The 14,233-nt window shown below is 51.6% G+C and carries 15 protein-coding genes; 12 read left to right on the top strand and 3 right to left on the bottom strand.

All coding sequences use genetic code 11. From position 1 onward, the window contains the following. Positions 1-22: 22 nt before the first annotated feature. From ACFQ88_RS02045 to ACFQ88_RS02085, 9 genes are all read left to right on the top strand, one after another. Positions 23-1,003 carry an N-acetylglucosamine kinase gene (locus ACFQ88_RS02045; RefSeq protein ID WP_379451469.1) on the top strand — a complete coding sequence of 327 codons (981 nt, stop codon included), beginning with the start codon at positions 23-25 and terminating at the stop codon, positions 1,001-1,003. 18 nt (positions 1,004-1,021) lie between these two features. After that, complete coding sequence (locus ACFQ88_RS02050) at positions 1,022-2,329, top strand: 6-phospho-beta-glucosidase (RefSeq protein WP_379451470.1); 1,308 nt, start codon at positions 1,022-1,024, stop codon at positions 2,327-2,329. Between the two features lie 359 nt (positions 2,330-2,688). Then, entirely contained in the window at positions 2,689-3,786 is a 1,098-nt protein-coding gene (locus tag ACFQ88_RS02055) for a sulfate ABC transporter substrate-binding protein (RefSeq protein ID WP_239634772.1), read from the top strand. Between the two features lie 35 nt (positions 3,787-3,821). Then, a complete protein-coding gene (gene cysT, locus ACFQ88_RS02060; RefSeq protein WP_379451471.1) occupies positions 3,822-4,658 on the top strand; it encodes a sulfate ABC transporter permease subunit CysT in 837 nt (278 codons plus the stop codon). Positions 4,659-4,680: 22 nt separating this feature from the next. Beyond that, entirely contained in the window at positions 4,681-5,565 is an 885-nt protein-coding gene (cysW, locus tag ACFQ88_RS02065) for a sulfate ABC transporter permease subunit CysW (RefSeq protein ID WP_239634774.1), read from the top strand. Between the two features lie 6 nt (positions 5,566-5,571). Next, a complete protein-coding gene (locus ACFQ88_RS02070) occupies positions 5,572-6,633 on the top strand; it encodes a sulfate/molybdate ABC transporter ATP-binding protein (protein WP_239634775.1) in 1,062 nt (353 codons plus the stop codon). 23 nt (positions 6,634-6,656) lie between these two features. Further along, positions 6,657-7,466: an alpha/beta hydrolase gene (locus ACFQ88_RS02075; RefSeq protein WP_239634776.1), complete on the top strand. Its 810-nt coding sequence runs from the start codon at positions 6,657-6,659 to the stop codon at positions 7,464-7,466. A gap of 66 nt (positions 7,467-7,532) precedes the next feature. Then, positions 7,533-7,745: a YezD family protein gene (locus tag ACFQ88_RS02080; protein ID WP_239634777.1), complete on the top strand. Its 213-nt coding sequence runs from the start codon at positions 7,533-7,535 to the stop codon at positions 7,743-7,745. A 138-nt stretch (positions 7,746-7,883) separates the two neighbouring features. Further along, on the top strand, positions 7,884-8,219 hold the full coding sequence (locus ACFQ88_RS02085) for an RNA-binding protein (protein ID WP_239634778.1): 336 nt from the start codon (positions 7,884-7,886) through the stop codon (positions 8,217-8,219). An 82-nt stretch (positions 8,220-8,301) separates the two neighbouring features. On the opposite strand, the gene ACFQ88_RS02090 is transcribed toward ACFQ88_RS02085, so the two are convergent. After that, on the bottom strand, positions 8,302-9,198 hold the full coding sequence (locus ACFQ88_RS02090) for a DMT family transporter (RefSeq protein ID WP_379451472.1): 897 nt from the start codon (positions 9,196-9,198) through the stop codon (positions 8,302-8,304). Positions 9,199-9,360: 162 nt separating this feature from the next. On the opposite strand from ACFQ88_RS02090, the gene ACFQ88_RS02095 reads away from it, so the two are divergent. From ACFQ88_RS02095 to ACFQ88_RS02105, 3 genes are all read left to right on the top strand, one after another. Continuing rightward, positions 9,361-10,203 carry a transporter substrate-binding domain-containing protein gene (locus tag ACFQ88_RS02095; RefSeq protein ID WP_239634780.1) on the top strand — a complete coding sequence of 281 codons (843 nt, stop codon included), beginning with the start codon at positions 9,361-9,363 and terminating at the stop codon, positions 10,201-10,203. A gap of 94 nt (positions 10,204-10,297) precedes the next feature. Continuing rightward, a complete protein-coding gene (locus ACFQ88_RS02100; protein ID WP_379451473.1) occupies positions 10,298-10,978 on the top strand; it encodes an amino acid ABC transporter permease in 681 nt (226 codons plus the stop codon). Next, complete coding sequence (locus tag ACFQ88_RS02105) at positions 10,971-11,693, top strand: amino acid ABC transporter ATP-binding protein (RefSeq protein ID WP_239635388.1); 723 nt, start codon at positions 10,971-10,973, stop codon at positions 11,691-11,693. Before ACFQ88_RS02100 ends, ACFQ88_RS02105 begins: the two co-directional genes overlap by 8 nt. A gap of 298 nt (positions 11,694-11,991) precedes the next feature. Here ACFQ88_RS02105 and pyrH read toward each other — a convergent pair whose 3' ends face one another. Together pyrH and ACFQ88_RS02115 are read right to left on the bottom strand one after the other, a co-directional pair. Further along, positions 11,992-12,738 carry a UMP kinase gene (pyrH, locus tag ACFQ88_RS02110; RefSeq protein WP_239634782.1) on the bottom strand — a complete coding sequence of 249 codons (747 nt, stop codon included), beginning with the start codon at positions 12,736-12,738 and terminating at the stop codon, positions 11,992-11,994. Between the two features lie 237 nt (positions 12,739-12,975). After that, entirely contained in the window at positions 12,976-14,154 is a 1,179-nt protein-coding gene (locus ACFQ88_RS02115) for a M20 family metallopeptidase (RefSeq protein ID WP_379451474.1), read from the bottom strand. Positions 14,155-14,233: the final 79 nt, after the last annotated feature.

The raw sequence follows: 14,233 nt of genomic DNA on the forward strand, positions 1-14,233 counted from the left end.
AACGATTCAGGAGCGGATGGCGATGAAACATTATTTGGGTGTAGATGCCGGCGGCAGCAAGACGTACGCCATGATAACGAACGAACTGGGCGAAATTGTTGGCAAAGGGCATAGCGGCAACGGGAATCATCAAATCAATTACGACGAGGCCAGAGCGAATATCGGCGAGTCCGTCCGGCTCGCGCTCCATCAAGCCGGACTCGATCCGGGCGGAATCGAATCCGCATGCTTCGGGCTGGCCGGAGCGGACCGGCCTGTCGATTTCTCAATACTTCGTCCCATGATCGGAGAACTTGGATTTGCAAAATACGATATCGTATGCGATACGATGATCGCGATGCGGGCAGGCACTTCGAGGCCTTACGGCGTCGTGTTGATTTGCGGCAGCGGTACGAACAGCGCGGGGCGGAACCGGCAGGGAGAGGACTACCAATGCGGCGGCTTCGATTATCAATTCGGCGACTTCGGCGGCGGATGGACGCTTGCCGTTGAGGCGTTTCGCTCGGTCATTCGAGCGTGGGACGGCCGGGAACGCCCGACGCTGCTAACCGGGCTGCTGCTTGAGTATTTGGGATATGACTCCGTGCTGAAAATGTTCAACGACTATTTGGATAACGGGAAGTCCGTACCGGTCGATGTGACCAAGCTGATTTTTCAAGCGGCGGGCCAAGGCGACGAGGTTTCGCTCGCTATTTTGCGCAGACAAGGCGAGGAGCTCGGCAAATCGGCTTGTGCCGTTATTGAACGGCTGAACATGCGTGAGGAGACGTTCGATATCGTGCTTGCCGGAAGCGTCGTTACCAAAGGAGAAGGACCGTATATCACCGACTGCATCCGTGCCGCGGTTCGCGGTTTGGCTCCCAATGCATCGCTGCTCAAGCTGCGTACTGAGCCGGTCGTAGGCGCGTTGTGGATGGCTATGGAGGCGGAAGGAACGCCTCTCAACCGGTCTGTGTACGAACGGTTGAGTCAAGTGACGGATTATCATGATGTTCACTCATGAACGTAGGAGGTTCGCTCAATGAAAGACTCATTGAAAGTAGCGGTAATCGGCGGAGGCTCGTCCTATACGCCAGAGCTCATGGAGGGGATCATTACCCGCTTTGCGAAAATGCCTGTGAAGGAGCTGTGGCTCGTTGATATCGAGGAAGGACGGCACAAGCTCGACATCGTGGGCAATTTGGCCAAACGGATGGTTCGGAAGTCGGGTTTGCCCATGGAGGTCCATATGACTTTGGATCGCAGGCGGGCCATCGATCAAGCGGATTTCGTGACTACGCAAATGCGGGTAGGGCAGCTGGGGGCTCGCAAATGGGATGAGCACATTCCGAACCGGTATGGCGTCATCGGGCAGGAAACGACGGGTCCCGGGGGGATGATGAAGGCGCTGCGGACGATTCCCGTCCTTCTGGAGCTGTGCCGGGATATCGAGGAGCTGAGCCCTGACGCCTGGCTGCTGAATTTCACGAACCCTGCGGGTATGGTGACCGAGGCCATACACAAATATTCCAACGTAAAAAGCATTGGCTTATGCAATGCTCCCATCGGGCTGCACAAATGGCTGATGAATCTATACAATACGCCTGCAGAACACATTTACACAGAGTTTGTCGGCTTGAACCATCTGCACTGGGTGACGCGCGTGGAAATCGCAGGCGTTGACAAGCTGCCGGAGCTGCTGGCGCGGAGGGAGGAATATTCAGCCGGCAACGTCCCGCCGAGCGAATGGGATCCGGATTTCCTCGTATCGCTGGGAGCGCTTCCGTCGTATTATTTGAAATATTTTTACATGACCGACGCTATGCTGGATGAGCAGCTCGTATCCAAAGCGCACGGGGGGACCCGTGCGGAAATCGTTCAGAAGGTGGAAGCGGAGCTATTCGAGCTGTACCAGAGCCCCGATCTGCAGGAAAAGCCGAAGCAGCTGGAAAAGCGCGGCGGCGCGTATTATTCGGAAGCGACGGTTAATCTCATGGAATCGTTGTATAACGATAAGCGGGACATACAAACCTTAAACGTCGTTAACGGCACGACACTCGATTTCCTGCCCGAGGATTCGGTTATTGAAGTCAACTGCGTCGTGACAAGAAGCGGTCCGCTGCCGGTTGCGGTAACGAAAGTACCGGAATCGGTCAAAGGCTTGACTGCCGCCGTCAAAACGTATGAGCGGCTGGCGATCGATGCCGCCGTTCAAGGCAGCCGCGAGCTGGCGCTGCAGGCGCTCGTTCATCATCCGCTTGTACCGTCGGTGCGAGTGGCCAAATTGATGCTGGACGATTTGCTGGAAGCGCACAAACGGTATTTACCGGCCTTTTTCTCCCGAGCCTAGTTCCCCAGAGGAACGACTAGACTCCAGCCTGATACCAGAATAGTACCGTGTTCAGGAACCGAATGCGGACAGAGGAAGGTCCCATATCGGGATCCCCCTGCCGCATTTCATAGTCATTGGTTTCCCAACCAACCCAAAGTCGCGATTAACGCGACTTTTTTCTGTGAAAAAATCAATTGACACAAATCACCAGCGATGCTAATATACTGACTATAAATCATAGTAATCGCATCGGAATAAATGTTTAATCGACCGGACCACCGGAGATAGCATTCTGGATTAGGCAATCGTCCTGACCTTGCTCAACAGATTACATATGGTTTCTACCTAATGGTGGTTAGAAGAGGGGAGAAAGAAATATGTTTACATCCAACGTGTTGAATTGGAAAAAGTGGTCCGTCGTCAGTCTTGTCAGCTTATCCTTGCTCGGTCTTACCGCATGCGGAGGAGGTTCCTCATCACCCGCAGCGAATAATGCATCGCCTGCAGGCGCTTCCGACAACAAATCGGCTGCAGCCGCCAAGCCTGTAGAACTATTGAACGTTTCCTACGATCCTACCCGCGAGCTGTACCAGGATTTCAATAAATCGTTTGCAACCTATTGGAAGAACAAAACAGGTCAAACCGTAACCTTTAAACAGTCCCATGGCGGCTCCGGCAAACAAGGCCGGTCGGTCATCGACGGATTGGAAGCGGACGTCGTAACATTGGCGCTCGCTTACGATATCGATGCGATCCAGGAAGCGGGCTTGATTCAGAAGGACTGGCAGAAGAAGCTGGCGAACAACAGCTCGCCGTACACCTCCACGATCGTCTTCCTCGTTAAGAAAGGCAATCCGAAGGGAATCAAGGATTGGGACGATTTGATCAAGCCGGGTGTCCAGGTCATTACACCTAACCCTAAGACGTCCGGCGGAGCCCGTTGGAACTATGTAGCGGCTTGGGGCTATGCGTATCAGAAATACAACAAGGATGAGGCCAAAGCCAAAGAATTCGTTCAGCAGCTGTTCAAAAACGTGCCTGTTCTCGATTCCGGCGCACGCGATTCTACGACAACCTTCGTACAGCGCGGAATCGGCGACGTGCTGATCGCTTGGGAGAATGAAGCCTACTTGTCTATTAACGAGTTCGGTAAAGATAAATACGAGATCGTCACTCCATCCATCAGTGTATTGGCGGAGCCTCCGGTTGCTATCGTAGATAAAGTAGCGGATAAAAAAGGGACCCGTGAAGTAGCGCAAGCTTATCTGGAATACTTGTATACGGAAGAAGGCCAAACGATTGCCGCCAAAAATTATTACCGTCCGCGCCTGGAAGCGGTAGCGAAGAAGTTCGAATCCCAGTTCAGCAAAGTCAACCTGTTTACCATTGACGACGCGCCGTTCGGAGGATGGACCAAGACGCAGAAGACGCACTTTAACGACGGCGGCGTATTCGATCAAATCTATAAGCCGTAAGTTCAAGTAGCTTAAAAGTCAGAGGAGAGAAATCCATGGCAAAAGGTTGGAAAGCACGCAGTATTTTACCGGGGTTCGGATTGTCGATGGGCTTTACGGTGCTGTATCTCAGCTTGATCGTCCTGTTTCCTTTATCTGCTATTTTTATTAAAACATCGGGATTGTCGTGGGAGCAGTTTTGGCACGTCATTACGGACCCGCGGGTAGTAGCTTCTTATAAAATCAGCTTCGGAACCGCCATCGGGGCGGCGCTGGTGAATACGGTGTTCGGCTTTATTGTAGCGTGGGTGCTGGTACGGTATTCGTTCCCCGGCAAAAGGTTCATTGACGCGTTGGTGGATCTCCCGTTCGCCCTCCCGACGGCGGTGGCGGGGATCGCACTGACGACCATCTACTCGCAGAACGGATGGATTGGCAGTCTTCTTGAGCCGCTTGGCATCAAGGTCGCATTTACTCCGATTGGGATTGCGCTGGCTCTGACCTTCATCGGAATTCCCTTCGTTGTTCGGACACTTCAGCCTGTGATCGAGGAGCTGGAGAAGGAACTGGAGGAAGCGGCGGTCAGCCTCGGCGCAAGAAGATGGAGGACGTTTACGAAGGTTATTTTTCCGGAGCTGCTGCCGGCTCTTCTGACCGGGTTTACCCTCGCCTTTGCGAGAGCGGTCGGGGAGTATGGATCGGTCGTCTTCATCTCCGGCAACATGCCGATGAAGACCGAGATCGCGCCGCTGCTCATTATGACCAAGTTGGAGCAGTACGACTACACAGGAGCAACGGCTATCGCTCTCGTCATGCTGGTCATCTCGTTCCTTATGCTGCTTGTCATCAACTTCATTCAGTGGCGGGCCAACCGATTGAACACAAGCGTATAATCAACCCTTAGGAGGACCCACCATGGCCGGTTATGTGGCAACCGTAAAAACAGGTTCGGTATCGACGGACAGACCTCGGCACATTACCGAACCGGCGGTCGTAAAATGGATTTTGATTGCAATTGCATTATTGTTTCTCGGATTTCTGCTCGTGCTTCCTTTAGTATCGGTATTTGTTGAAGCGTTCCGCAAGGGAAGTGAGGTATACACTGCCGCGTTATCGGATCCGGACGCGTTGTCGGCGATTAAGCTCACCTTGATGACAGCAGCGATAGCGGTGCCGCTCAACCTGCTGTTCGGTTTGGCTGCGGCATGGGCCATTACGAAGTTCAGATTCAAAGGGAAAAACTTGCTGATCACGCTGATCGATTTGCCGTTCGCCGTCTCTCCTGTCATTGCGGGCCTTATCTACGTGCTGCTGTTTGGAGCCAGAGGCTGGTTCGGACCTTGGCTCGCAGAGCACGATATCAAGATCCTGTTCGCCCTCCCGGGCATCGTGCTCGCAACTGTGTTCGTCACGTTTCCATTCGTTGCACGCGAGCTGATTCCTTTAATGCAGTCTCAGGGCGTACAAGAGGAAGAAGCGGCCGTCACGCTGGGCGCCAAGGGCTGGCGCATCTTCTGGAAAGTGACGCTGCCCAATATCAAGTGGGGCCTGTTGTACGGTATCATCCTCTGCAACGCCAGAGCGATGGGCGAGTTTGGAGCGGTATCCGTCGTCTCGGGCCATATCCGGGGATCTACGAATACGATGCCGCTGCATATTCAAATTTTGTACAACGAATACAATTTTGCCGGATCGTTCGCCATGGCTTCCCTGCTAGTGCTGCTCGCTGTCGTTACTTTAGCGGTGAAGTCGATTGTCGAATGGAAGTTTAACGCAGCCAAGCATCAGGGAGGGGAGTAAGAGAGCATGCATATTGTAGCCAAACACTTGATGAAAAGCTTTGGCAGCTTTCAAGCTACCAAAGACGTCAGCTTCGAGATTGAGAAGGGAAAGCTGATCGGTTTACTCGGACCGAGCGGAGGAGGAAAGACGACGATTCTTCGAATGCTCGCAGGGCTTGAGGAGCCGGACTCCGGTGACATTTTGTTTCATGGCAAAGTCGTCAATAACCTGCCGCCGCAGGAGCGGGGCATCGGCTTTGTTTTTCAAAACTATGCCTTGTTCCGTCACATGAGCGTTTTTGATAATATTGCGTTTGGTCTCCAGGTGCAGAAGCGCAGCAAGCAGGAGATCAAGGACCGGGTGAGCGAGCTGGTGGAGCTTACAGGCCTTAAAGGGTTGGAAAAAAGGCTCCCGCACCAGCTGTCCGGAGGCCAGCGGCAGCGGGTCGCCTTCGCCCGGGCGATAGCTCCCGAACCGCAGCTGCTGCTGCTCGATGAGCCGTTCGCTGCGATTGACGCCAAAGTGCGCAAGGAGCTTCGCACTTGGCTGAAGGACATGATCAACCGGGTCGGGATCACGACGATCTTCGTCACTCATGACCAGGAGGAAGCAGTAGAGGTTGCCGATCAGATCATGATCATCCATCAGGGCCGGCTGGAGCAGCAGGGCTCGCCGATCGATATTTACCAAAAGCCTGAGACGCCTTTCGTAGCCGGATTTATCGGCGAATCGAACAGCCTTCACGGCATTTCCGGCTTCAAAGGCTTCGAGAAGGCGGATTTGAAAGACGCCAAAGCGATCATACGCCCCGAATTCGTCGAAATCGGCTTCGCATCGGAAATTTCGTTTCCTTCGGCATCCGAGATAGGAACGGTCAAGAACAGTTATTTCCGCGGCACCAACTGGCAAATCGAGGTGGAAGTGAATGGTCAAACATTGTTTGCTTACCGGTCACTGGAATTGGAAACACTAAAATCCGGAGACCCGGTACACGTCCTTATACATCGCGTTTATATATTCAACGATCAAGAGAATCAAACGGTAGAGAACGGTCTGAAGGTCGACCCGCTTCCGGTACACATCTAATCGAATCGAGAGGAAGAGTTGTCATGGAACATCATATTCGAATACAGAGCGAACAAGCAGAGTTGGCGGCAACTCTTCACTATCCTGCAACCACCTGCTCCAAGAATCCGATTATTATCATCGCTCATGGGTTTATCGGCAGCCGAATCGGCGTGGACCGGTTGTTTGTGAAGGCAGCCCGCGATTTCAGCGAACAGGGCTATATGGTGCTGCGGTTTGATTATGCTGGATGCGGCGAGAGCGAAGGAGATTACGGAGCTAATGGACTGGATGCCATGATCGATCAGACTCGTTCGGTTATCGATTATGCATTGAAGATCGATTGCGTTGATCCTACCCGCGTCATTTTGCTCGGACATAGTCTGGGCGGCGCGGTGTCCGTTCTGACGGCAGCCAAGGACAAACGAGTCAAATCTCTGGTGCTATGGTCCGCCGTTGCTCATCCGTTTAACGATATTATCAAAATTACCGGAAAGAAGGTCTATGAAGACGCAGTTCAGCTCGGTTCGTCCGATTATATGGGATATTCGTTCAAGCCGGAATTTTTCGATTCGCTGACGCAGCATCAGCCGTTTGATCAGACGCGGAAGTTTGGCGGGGATGTGCTGCTGATCCACGGAACGAATGATGAGGTAATCCCGGTTGATTATTGCTTTTTATATCAAAAGCTGTTTTGGATGAGATCGCAGGGCCAGTGTGACAAGGAAGTGATTTTCCAAGCGGATCATACGTATTCTTCCGGTCAAGCCTATGTTCAGCTCATGAATGCCACGAAGCATTGGCTGTTATCTCTCGAAAAACGCAAAAGCGACTGGTATGACTGGACGATTTAGCACTATTTTTATGTATATAATCCGATAAAACAGATGGGAATAATATTTATAAACGGAGGGATTAGGATGGCAAAGCCTTTGGAAGTGGATGACGTTTGGAGCAAACGTATCGTGAATTCGGTCAACGGGTTGGAGTACGGGACGGTACAAATCGTTGTGCATGACGGCAGAATCGTCCAAATTGAGCGAACGGAGCGCAAACGGTTTGAATCCGAGGCGGCTCTGCGGGAACAAAATGTTGTGGAAAGCAAGTCGCAAGGCAGCCGACGTAAAGGCTAGCAGCCCCAGGTCCACCGGTATACCGGAGACTCCGGCCCTTTGAATCTGTGTTCGGCGTTCAGACCGGATGCGAGAGAGAAGAGCGGAGTCTCCTTTTTTGTCTAGAAGCAACCATCACTGCCTAAGGAGCTGATGAGAATGATTGCCAATGCAAGCACCTGGAATGAATTAACCGAAACGGATTTGGTCCATTTGCCGGACATTCAGTTTGTGACGTACTGCTTTCAAATGTTCGGTTTGAATCGCGGCATTTATAACACCATTGATCAATGGCTGTATGATTCAGGGTATAAGGATGTGCTGCAGCGCCGCAAAGCAACGGTTTCTTTCCTGCACTTAATCAATGAGAAAGGCGGCAGGGAGCGTACAGGCAGCCTTCTCCGCTTCGGCAAAGGCGGTGTAACCAAACAGCTGTATGATTTTATTCATTTACCGGAATCGGTATTTCTATCCCAACGGCTTATATCCGAATAAGGAGTATGCAAAAGATCAGCCCTCAACGCGGTACACATTATCCGTGTGAGGGCTGATTTCTTTTTTATGGCCGGTGCTCTATCTATTGCTGCGTTGCATAATGAACCCGGTTGTTCCTCAGAAACACCCATACTCCGATCAGAAGCAGCAGGCAGGCTCCAATCTGCACCGGCTGGATTGATTCCCCGAGCATCATCCAGGCGAGCAAGGAAGCCCCGACAGGCTCTCCCAGCACGGCTGTCGAAACCGAGGCGGCATTGACGAACTTCAAAGCCCAGTTGAACAAGATGTGGCCGAAAACCGTCGGAATGAGCGCCAACAGTATGAACAGAATCCACTCCTTGGGCGGATAAGCGGTGAAGGTATAGCCTTGAAAGACATTGTACACGGCAAAGCAGCACGCAGCGACGAAGAAGACGACGAAGCTGTACAGGAGCGAGGAAATATGCTTGCTCAGCTTTTGTCCCAGCAGCATGTGTATGGCAACAGCGGCTGTTCCGAGCAGCGATAGCAGGTCTCCCTTCAAAGCATCGCCGGAGACGGACATATCTTTCCATCCGACCAGCATCGCCCCGGATACGGCCAGAACGATCCCTGCTACGGCGGCCAGCGTTGTTTTTTCCCGGTACACGAAGTATGCGCCGGCCAAGACGAAGATGGGTTCCAGTGTAAGCAGCACGGTAGAGCTGGCTACGGAAGTGAAGCGAAGCGATGCCATCCATAGCAGGAAATGCAGTCCGAGAGCGATACCCGAGCCAGTCAGCATAAACCAATCGCGGGAAGACAAATCTTTTATTTCTGGAATATACTTCCACATTATTGGAGCCATCATAAGGCAAGTAAACAGCAAACGGTACATGCCGGAGACGGATACCGGAGCCGAGGACAGCTTGACGAGTATCGATGAGAAGGAAATGGCTATGATGCCCGATGTAAATATTATCCAAAGCGGGACAGGGCTTTTTTTATTGGTATACATTGGTATTCCTCCGATTATAGCAGCTTTCAAACCTATCCATTATACTAATAGAAACGCAATAATACTAGAGGAATTCACTAATATTTCATAGGTCGGAAGCGGTTGTCAAACAGGGGCTTGTATTATATAATGTTGAAGTTATTTAGAAAGGAGAATTGACCAATGTTTAAATCAAAAGCTATTATTCTCATGCTGATAAGTCTAGTACTAGTTTTGTCGGCGTGCGGTCAAAAGCCGGCGGCCGAAACAGCGGCTAACGGAAACTCGGGCCAAACGGGAACGCAGAAGGAAACCAAGCTGGATCAAATTAAAAAAGCAGGAAAAATTGTCGTCGGAACGAGCGCGGACTATCCTCCTTACGAGTTTCACAAAGAAATCAACAAGAAAGATGAAATCGTAGGCTTCGATATCGAGATCGCCAAAGCGATTGCGAAAGATCTCGGCGTGACTCTCGAAATTAAAGATATGAAATTCGACGGACTGCTGGCTGCATTGGAAGCGGGAAATATCGACTTCATTATTTCCGGCATGACTCCTACGCCTGAGCGTCAAGCAAGCGTTGATTTTACGAAAATTTATTACACCGCGGTACAAAAGGCTGTTGTTAGAACGGAAGACAAAGAGAAATACAAAACGATTGACGACCTGAAAGGCAAGCGCGTCGGCGCGCAAAAGGGCGCCACTCAAGAACAAATCGTAACGAAGCAAATGCCGCAATCCGAGATGAAAGCATTGGGCAAAATTTCCGATCTGATGCTTGATTTGAAAAACAAGAAAACGGAAGCTCTTGTTGTCGAGCTGCCTGTAGCTACGGCTTACTTGTCCAAAAATCCGGATTTGACCGTCTCCGACATCCAGTTGTCGACAGAAGACAGCGGCTCTGCGATTGCCGTGAAGAAAGGCAGCCCTGAGCTGGTTGAAGCAATGAACAAATCGTTGGACAAGCTGATTAACGACAAAGTAATCGATAAATTCGTAATTGAAGCTAACGATATGGTGGAATAATACGACAAGCACGCTAACAAAAACCTGTGCGGATCTCCGGCGGGTTTTTGTTAGGTTTGGTAGCTTGTACTAACAAGAAGGAGGAGGTGACCCGGTGGATTTTTCGTTTTTGCCCAAGTACTATATGTTTTTCTTGAACGGCGCCAAAATTACGCTGCTGCTTTCCTTATTTACGGTCATCCTTGGTGTCGTCCTGGGAGTGATCTTGGCATTGATGCGGTTGTCCCGTATTGCACCGCTCAAAATGTTCGCAACCGCCTACATCGAGTTCATACGCGGGACTCCGCTGCTGGTCCAGCTGTTTTTGTTTTACTATGGGCTGCCTAAGCTCGGCATCCAATTTCCCGATGTTCCGGCACTGGGAACGGCCTTTCCGGAATTTATGGCCGGAGTCATCGCGTTATCCGTCAACAGCGCCGCTTACGTCGCCGAGACATTCCGCGCCGGCATTCAAGCGATAGACAAAGGGCAGATGGAAGCCGCCCGTTCACTCGGAATGCCGCATAGTATGGCGATGCGCCACATTATTTTGCCGCAGGCGATCCGCAATGTGCTTCCGGCCCTTGGCAATGAGTTCATTGTCATCATCAAGGAATCGTCCATTGTGTCGGTTATCGGAATCAGCGAGCTGATGTATAACGCGGATACGGTACGAGGCAATTCGTTCCGCGCGTTCGAGCCGCTGATCGTCGTCGCGATCATTTATTTTGTCATCACCTTCACGTTATCCAAAGTTCTCGGTATTGCAGAAAGGAGGATGAGGACCTCTGATTAAAGTAACCGGACTTCATAAATCATTCGGAAGCAACGTCGTATTGAACGGTATCGATATCGATATTTCCAAGGGGGAAGTCGTTGTAGTAATCGGCCCGAGCGGCTCAGGCAAAAGTACGTTTCTTCGCTGCCTGAATTTGCTGGAGCAGCCGACCGGCGGAGATGTTGTGTTCGAGGGTGTCTCCTTGCTTAACGGAAAATCGGATATCAATCAGCTCCGGCAAAAAATGGGGATGGTATTCCAGCAATTCAATCTGTTCCCGCATTTGACCGTTCTGGAAAATATTACGCTGGCGCCGCGCAAGCTGAAAAAGCTGAGTGAGAACGATGCTAACGAAATCGCCTTCGAGCTGCTTCGCAGAATCGGCTTGTTCGATAAAGCCGATCGATATCCGAACCAGCTGTCCGGCGGGCAAAAGCAGCGTATCGCTATAGCCCGCGCGTTGGCCATGTCGCCGGATATGCTGTTGTTCGACGAGCCTACGTCGGCACTCGATCCGGAGATGGTAGGGGAAGTGCTGGATGTCATGAAGCGTCTCGCTTCAGATGGAATGACCATGGTGGTCGTAACCCATGAGATGGGCTTCGCGAGAGAGGTCGGAAGCCGCCTGGTCTTTATGGATGGCGGCAAAATCGTCGAGCAGGGCAATCCCGCCGACATTTTCGCCAATCCGCAGCATCCAAGAACGAAAGAGTTTTTGGGGAAAGTCCTGTAGTCGTGAAAAAACCTTGCCTTGGCTGGCTGAGCTTATCGAGAAACCATTAGAACTGATAAAGCTGCAAGGGAACCCCGGTGGGGTACCTCCATCCGTCCGCTGTTGTTTTCAGAAAATATTTTTATTTCATCGCATTCTGGCGGTAATTTTCTGAAAACAAAGGCGGTCGCTTACGCTCCTCCAGGAGGCACCCCACCTATCCCCCCTTTAGCATTTTAGGGAAAAACGGGTTTCTCCAAAGCCTGAACCTTGCCTTGGCAAGGTTTTTTTTTGTTTTGTAGCAGCGGGTGGAGTAAATTCAGGATGGTTGGCGGAAAACGATCGGAGCGCCGTAATAGATAGCGGTGCCTTCGTCCTTGCCTTCGCAAATTGCTTTCATCGAACCGGCCTTATCGAAGTTAAAGACAAAGACCGGCAGCTTGAAATCGCGTGCGAGAATGAAGGCCGACTGGTCCATCACGGTCAAATTTTGCCTTAGCACTTCGTCGTAGGGGAGGGAGGCGTACGGCTTCGCCTTCGGGTTTTTCCGGGGATCGCTGTCCAATACGCCGTCGACACCTTGCTTCGCAACGAGAATCGCATCGCAATTGACCTCCAGCGCCCGCTGGACCGAAGGATAGTCGGTCGTCACATACGGCTGTCCGTTTCCTCCTGCGAAAATGACGATATAGCCTTTTTCCAGGTGATGAATCGCCCGCAACCGGATATAAGGCTCGGCAACGGCGTTTACGGGGATGGAGGACATGACGCGAACCTCCTTGCCTGTCTTGTGCTTAAGCACGCCTCTTAGCATCAGGCTGTTGATAACCGTAGCCAAAGTGCCGATATTGTCGGCTTCCGCACGCTCGATCCCCCAATCCTCCGCCATATTGCCGCGGAAAATATTGCCGCCCCCAATGACGATCGATACCTCGATCCCCATATCCAGCACCGTCATTATCTCTTTGGCAATATGCTCGAGCCGTCCGGGATTAAAGCCGAACTGGCTATCACCTGCGACTGCACCGCCGCTCAATTTGATCAATATCCGTTTGTACCTGGCCATAGGAATCCCTCCGTAAGGTTAAGTGGTAAACCGACTTGCAAGGCGAAAAAAAAGAACTAAAGCACGATGTGCCTTAGTTCTTATCCAATATCAAAAAGGAAATAGGTCCCAGATTGTCGCCTATCCTGCGAATGCTGATCATGGAACCGCCTCCCCAATAGTTACTGATTAGTATTAAGATAGCCGAATTTGCGCGGCTTTTCAACCTTTTCTTTCCAGAGTTGTCCTTCTCAGTCGTCAGTTAGCCGAAGAACGGATGCTTTGCTCGAACTCGTCTCGAACGGCCTTCAATACCTCCGGGTTGGCGATGACGTCATAAGCGGTGTTGGCCAATACCTTCGCTCCCAAAATCATTCCCTCAAAAGCGCGGTCCTTCATCGCCAAATCGCGGAACTCCTTCGTATGCAGAAGGTGTTTCTCGTCAATGACTTTAATGTACGGATGGATGGTCGGACAATGTCTGGATACGTTGCCCAAATCGACGGAGCCGTGATCTTTGCCGTATTGGATCTCGTCCTCACGGACTCCCATAGCGAGCAAATTGTTAGTAAACAGGCCGGAGAGCGTTTGGTTCGTTATCAGCTCATCGTAGGAGAATTCGTAATTTGATGTTTTCAGCGTACATCCGGTTTGCAGCGCGGCACCTTCTGCACAGCGGAGCACCTTTTGCACGACTTCGTCCGTATAAGGCCGGTTGGCGGAGCGGACATAAAATTGGGCGGCCGCATAATCCGGAATAATATTGGCGGCTTTGCCTCCTTCGGTAATAATGCCGTGGATGCGTACGTGGCTTTGCACCTGCTGTCTCAGCGCATTGATCGATTGGAACAGCAGGAGGACGGCATCCAGAGCATTGACGCCCTCATAAGGGCTTGCCGCAGCGTGTGCCGCTTTGCCGAAGTATTCGAACTGGATGGCATCCATAGCCAGCGACTCGCCTGATTTTTCATATGTGTGATAAGGATGGGCCATAAGGGCAAAATCAACGTCATCGAACAATCCTTCCGCAGACATCGGCACCTTGGCACCCTTCGTTTCCTCTGCAGGCGTACCGTATACCCGGATCGTACCCCCGGTTTGCTCGATGACCGATTTCAAGCCGACCGCAGCGGCAACACCCATCGTTCCAATAATATGGTGACCGCATGCATGTCCTAGCTCCGGCAGCGCGTCGTATTCACATAAGAAGGCAGCCGTAGGGCCTGGCTTGCCGCTGTCGTATGTCCCGATAAAAGCGGTCGGCAAACCGAGCACGGGGTTTTGGATTTGAAAGCCGTGCCGGCGCAGCTCATCCATAAGCAGACGGGACGATTGCCACTCCTCATGGCCCAGTTCCGGATTTTCACCGATCGTGCGGGATATTTGGATGAAGCTGGCGGAATGCTCGTCGATGGCGGCGGCAATAACAGGTTTCATTAGGAGGACTCCTTTATCGAAGGTATAGTCCTTTCATTATATACAAAAAGACCTCTGCTGCCCAATCATGAGCGAGTAG

It is taken from the genome of Paenibacillus sp. NPDC056579 (assembly GCF_042793215.1).
Lineage (GTDB): Bacteria > Bacillota > Bacilli > Paenibacillales > NBRC-103111 > Paenibacillus_S.

Coding starts and splice junctions, on each gene's coding strand:
- ACFQ88_RS02045 (WP_379451469.1), top strand. CDS start 23: ATGAAACATTATTTGGGTGTAGATGCCGGCGGCAGCAAGACGTACGCC.
- ACFQ88_RS02050 (WP_379451470.1), top strand. CDS start 1,022: ATGAAAGACTCATTGAAAGTAGCGGTAATCGGCGGAGGCTCGTCCTAT.
- ACFQ88_RS02055 (WP_239634772.1), top strand. CDS start 2,689: ATGTTTACATCCAACGTGTTGAATTGGAAAAAGTGGTCCGTCGTCAGT.
- cysT (WP_379451471.1), top strand. CDS start 3,822: ATGGCAAAAGGTTGGAAAGCACGCAGTATTTTACCGGGGTTCGGATTG.
- cysW (WP_239634774.1), top strand. CDS start 4,681: ATGGCCGGTTATGTGGCAACCGTAAAAACAGGTTCGGTATCGACGGAC.
- ACFQ88_RS02070 (WP_239634775.1), top strand. CDS start 5,572: ATGCATATTGTAGCCAAACACTTGATGAAAAGCTTTGGCAGCTTTCAA.
- ACFQ88_RS02075 (WP_239634776.1), top strand. CDS start 6,657: ATGGAACATCATATTCGAATACAGAGCGAACAAGCAGAGTTGGCGGCA.
- ACFQ88_RS02080 (WP_239634777.1), top strand. CDS start 7,533: ATGGCAAAGCCTTTGGAAGTGGATGACGTTTGGAGCAAACGTATCGTG.
- ACFQ88_RS02085 (WP_239634778.1), top strand. CDS start 7,884: ATGATTGCCAATGCAAGCACCTGGAATGAATTAACCGAAACGGATTTG.
- ACFQ88_RS02090 (WP_379451472.1), bottom strand. CDS start 9,198: ATGTATACCAATAAAAAAAGCCCTGTCCCGCTTTGGATAATATTTACA.
- ACFQ88_RS02095 (WP_239634780.1), top strand. CDS start 9,361: ATGTTTAAATCAAAAGCTATTATTCTCATGCTGATAAGTCTAGTACTA.
- pyrH (WP_239634782.1), bottom strand. CDS start 12,738: ATGGCCAGGTACAAACGGATATTGATCAAATTGAGCGGCGGTGCAGTC.
- ACFQ88_RS02115 (WP_379451474.1), bottom strand. CDS start 14,154: ATGAAACCTGTTATTGCCGCCGCCATCGACGAGCATTCCGCCAGCTTC.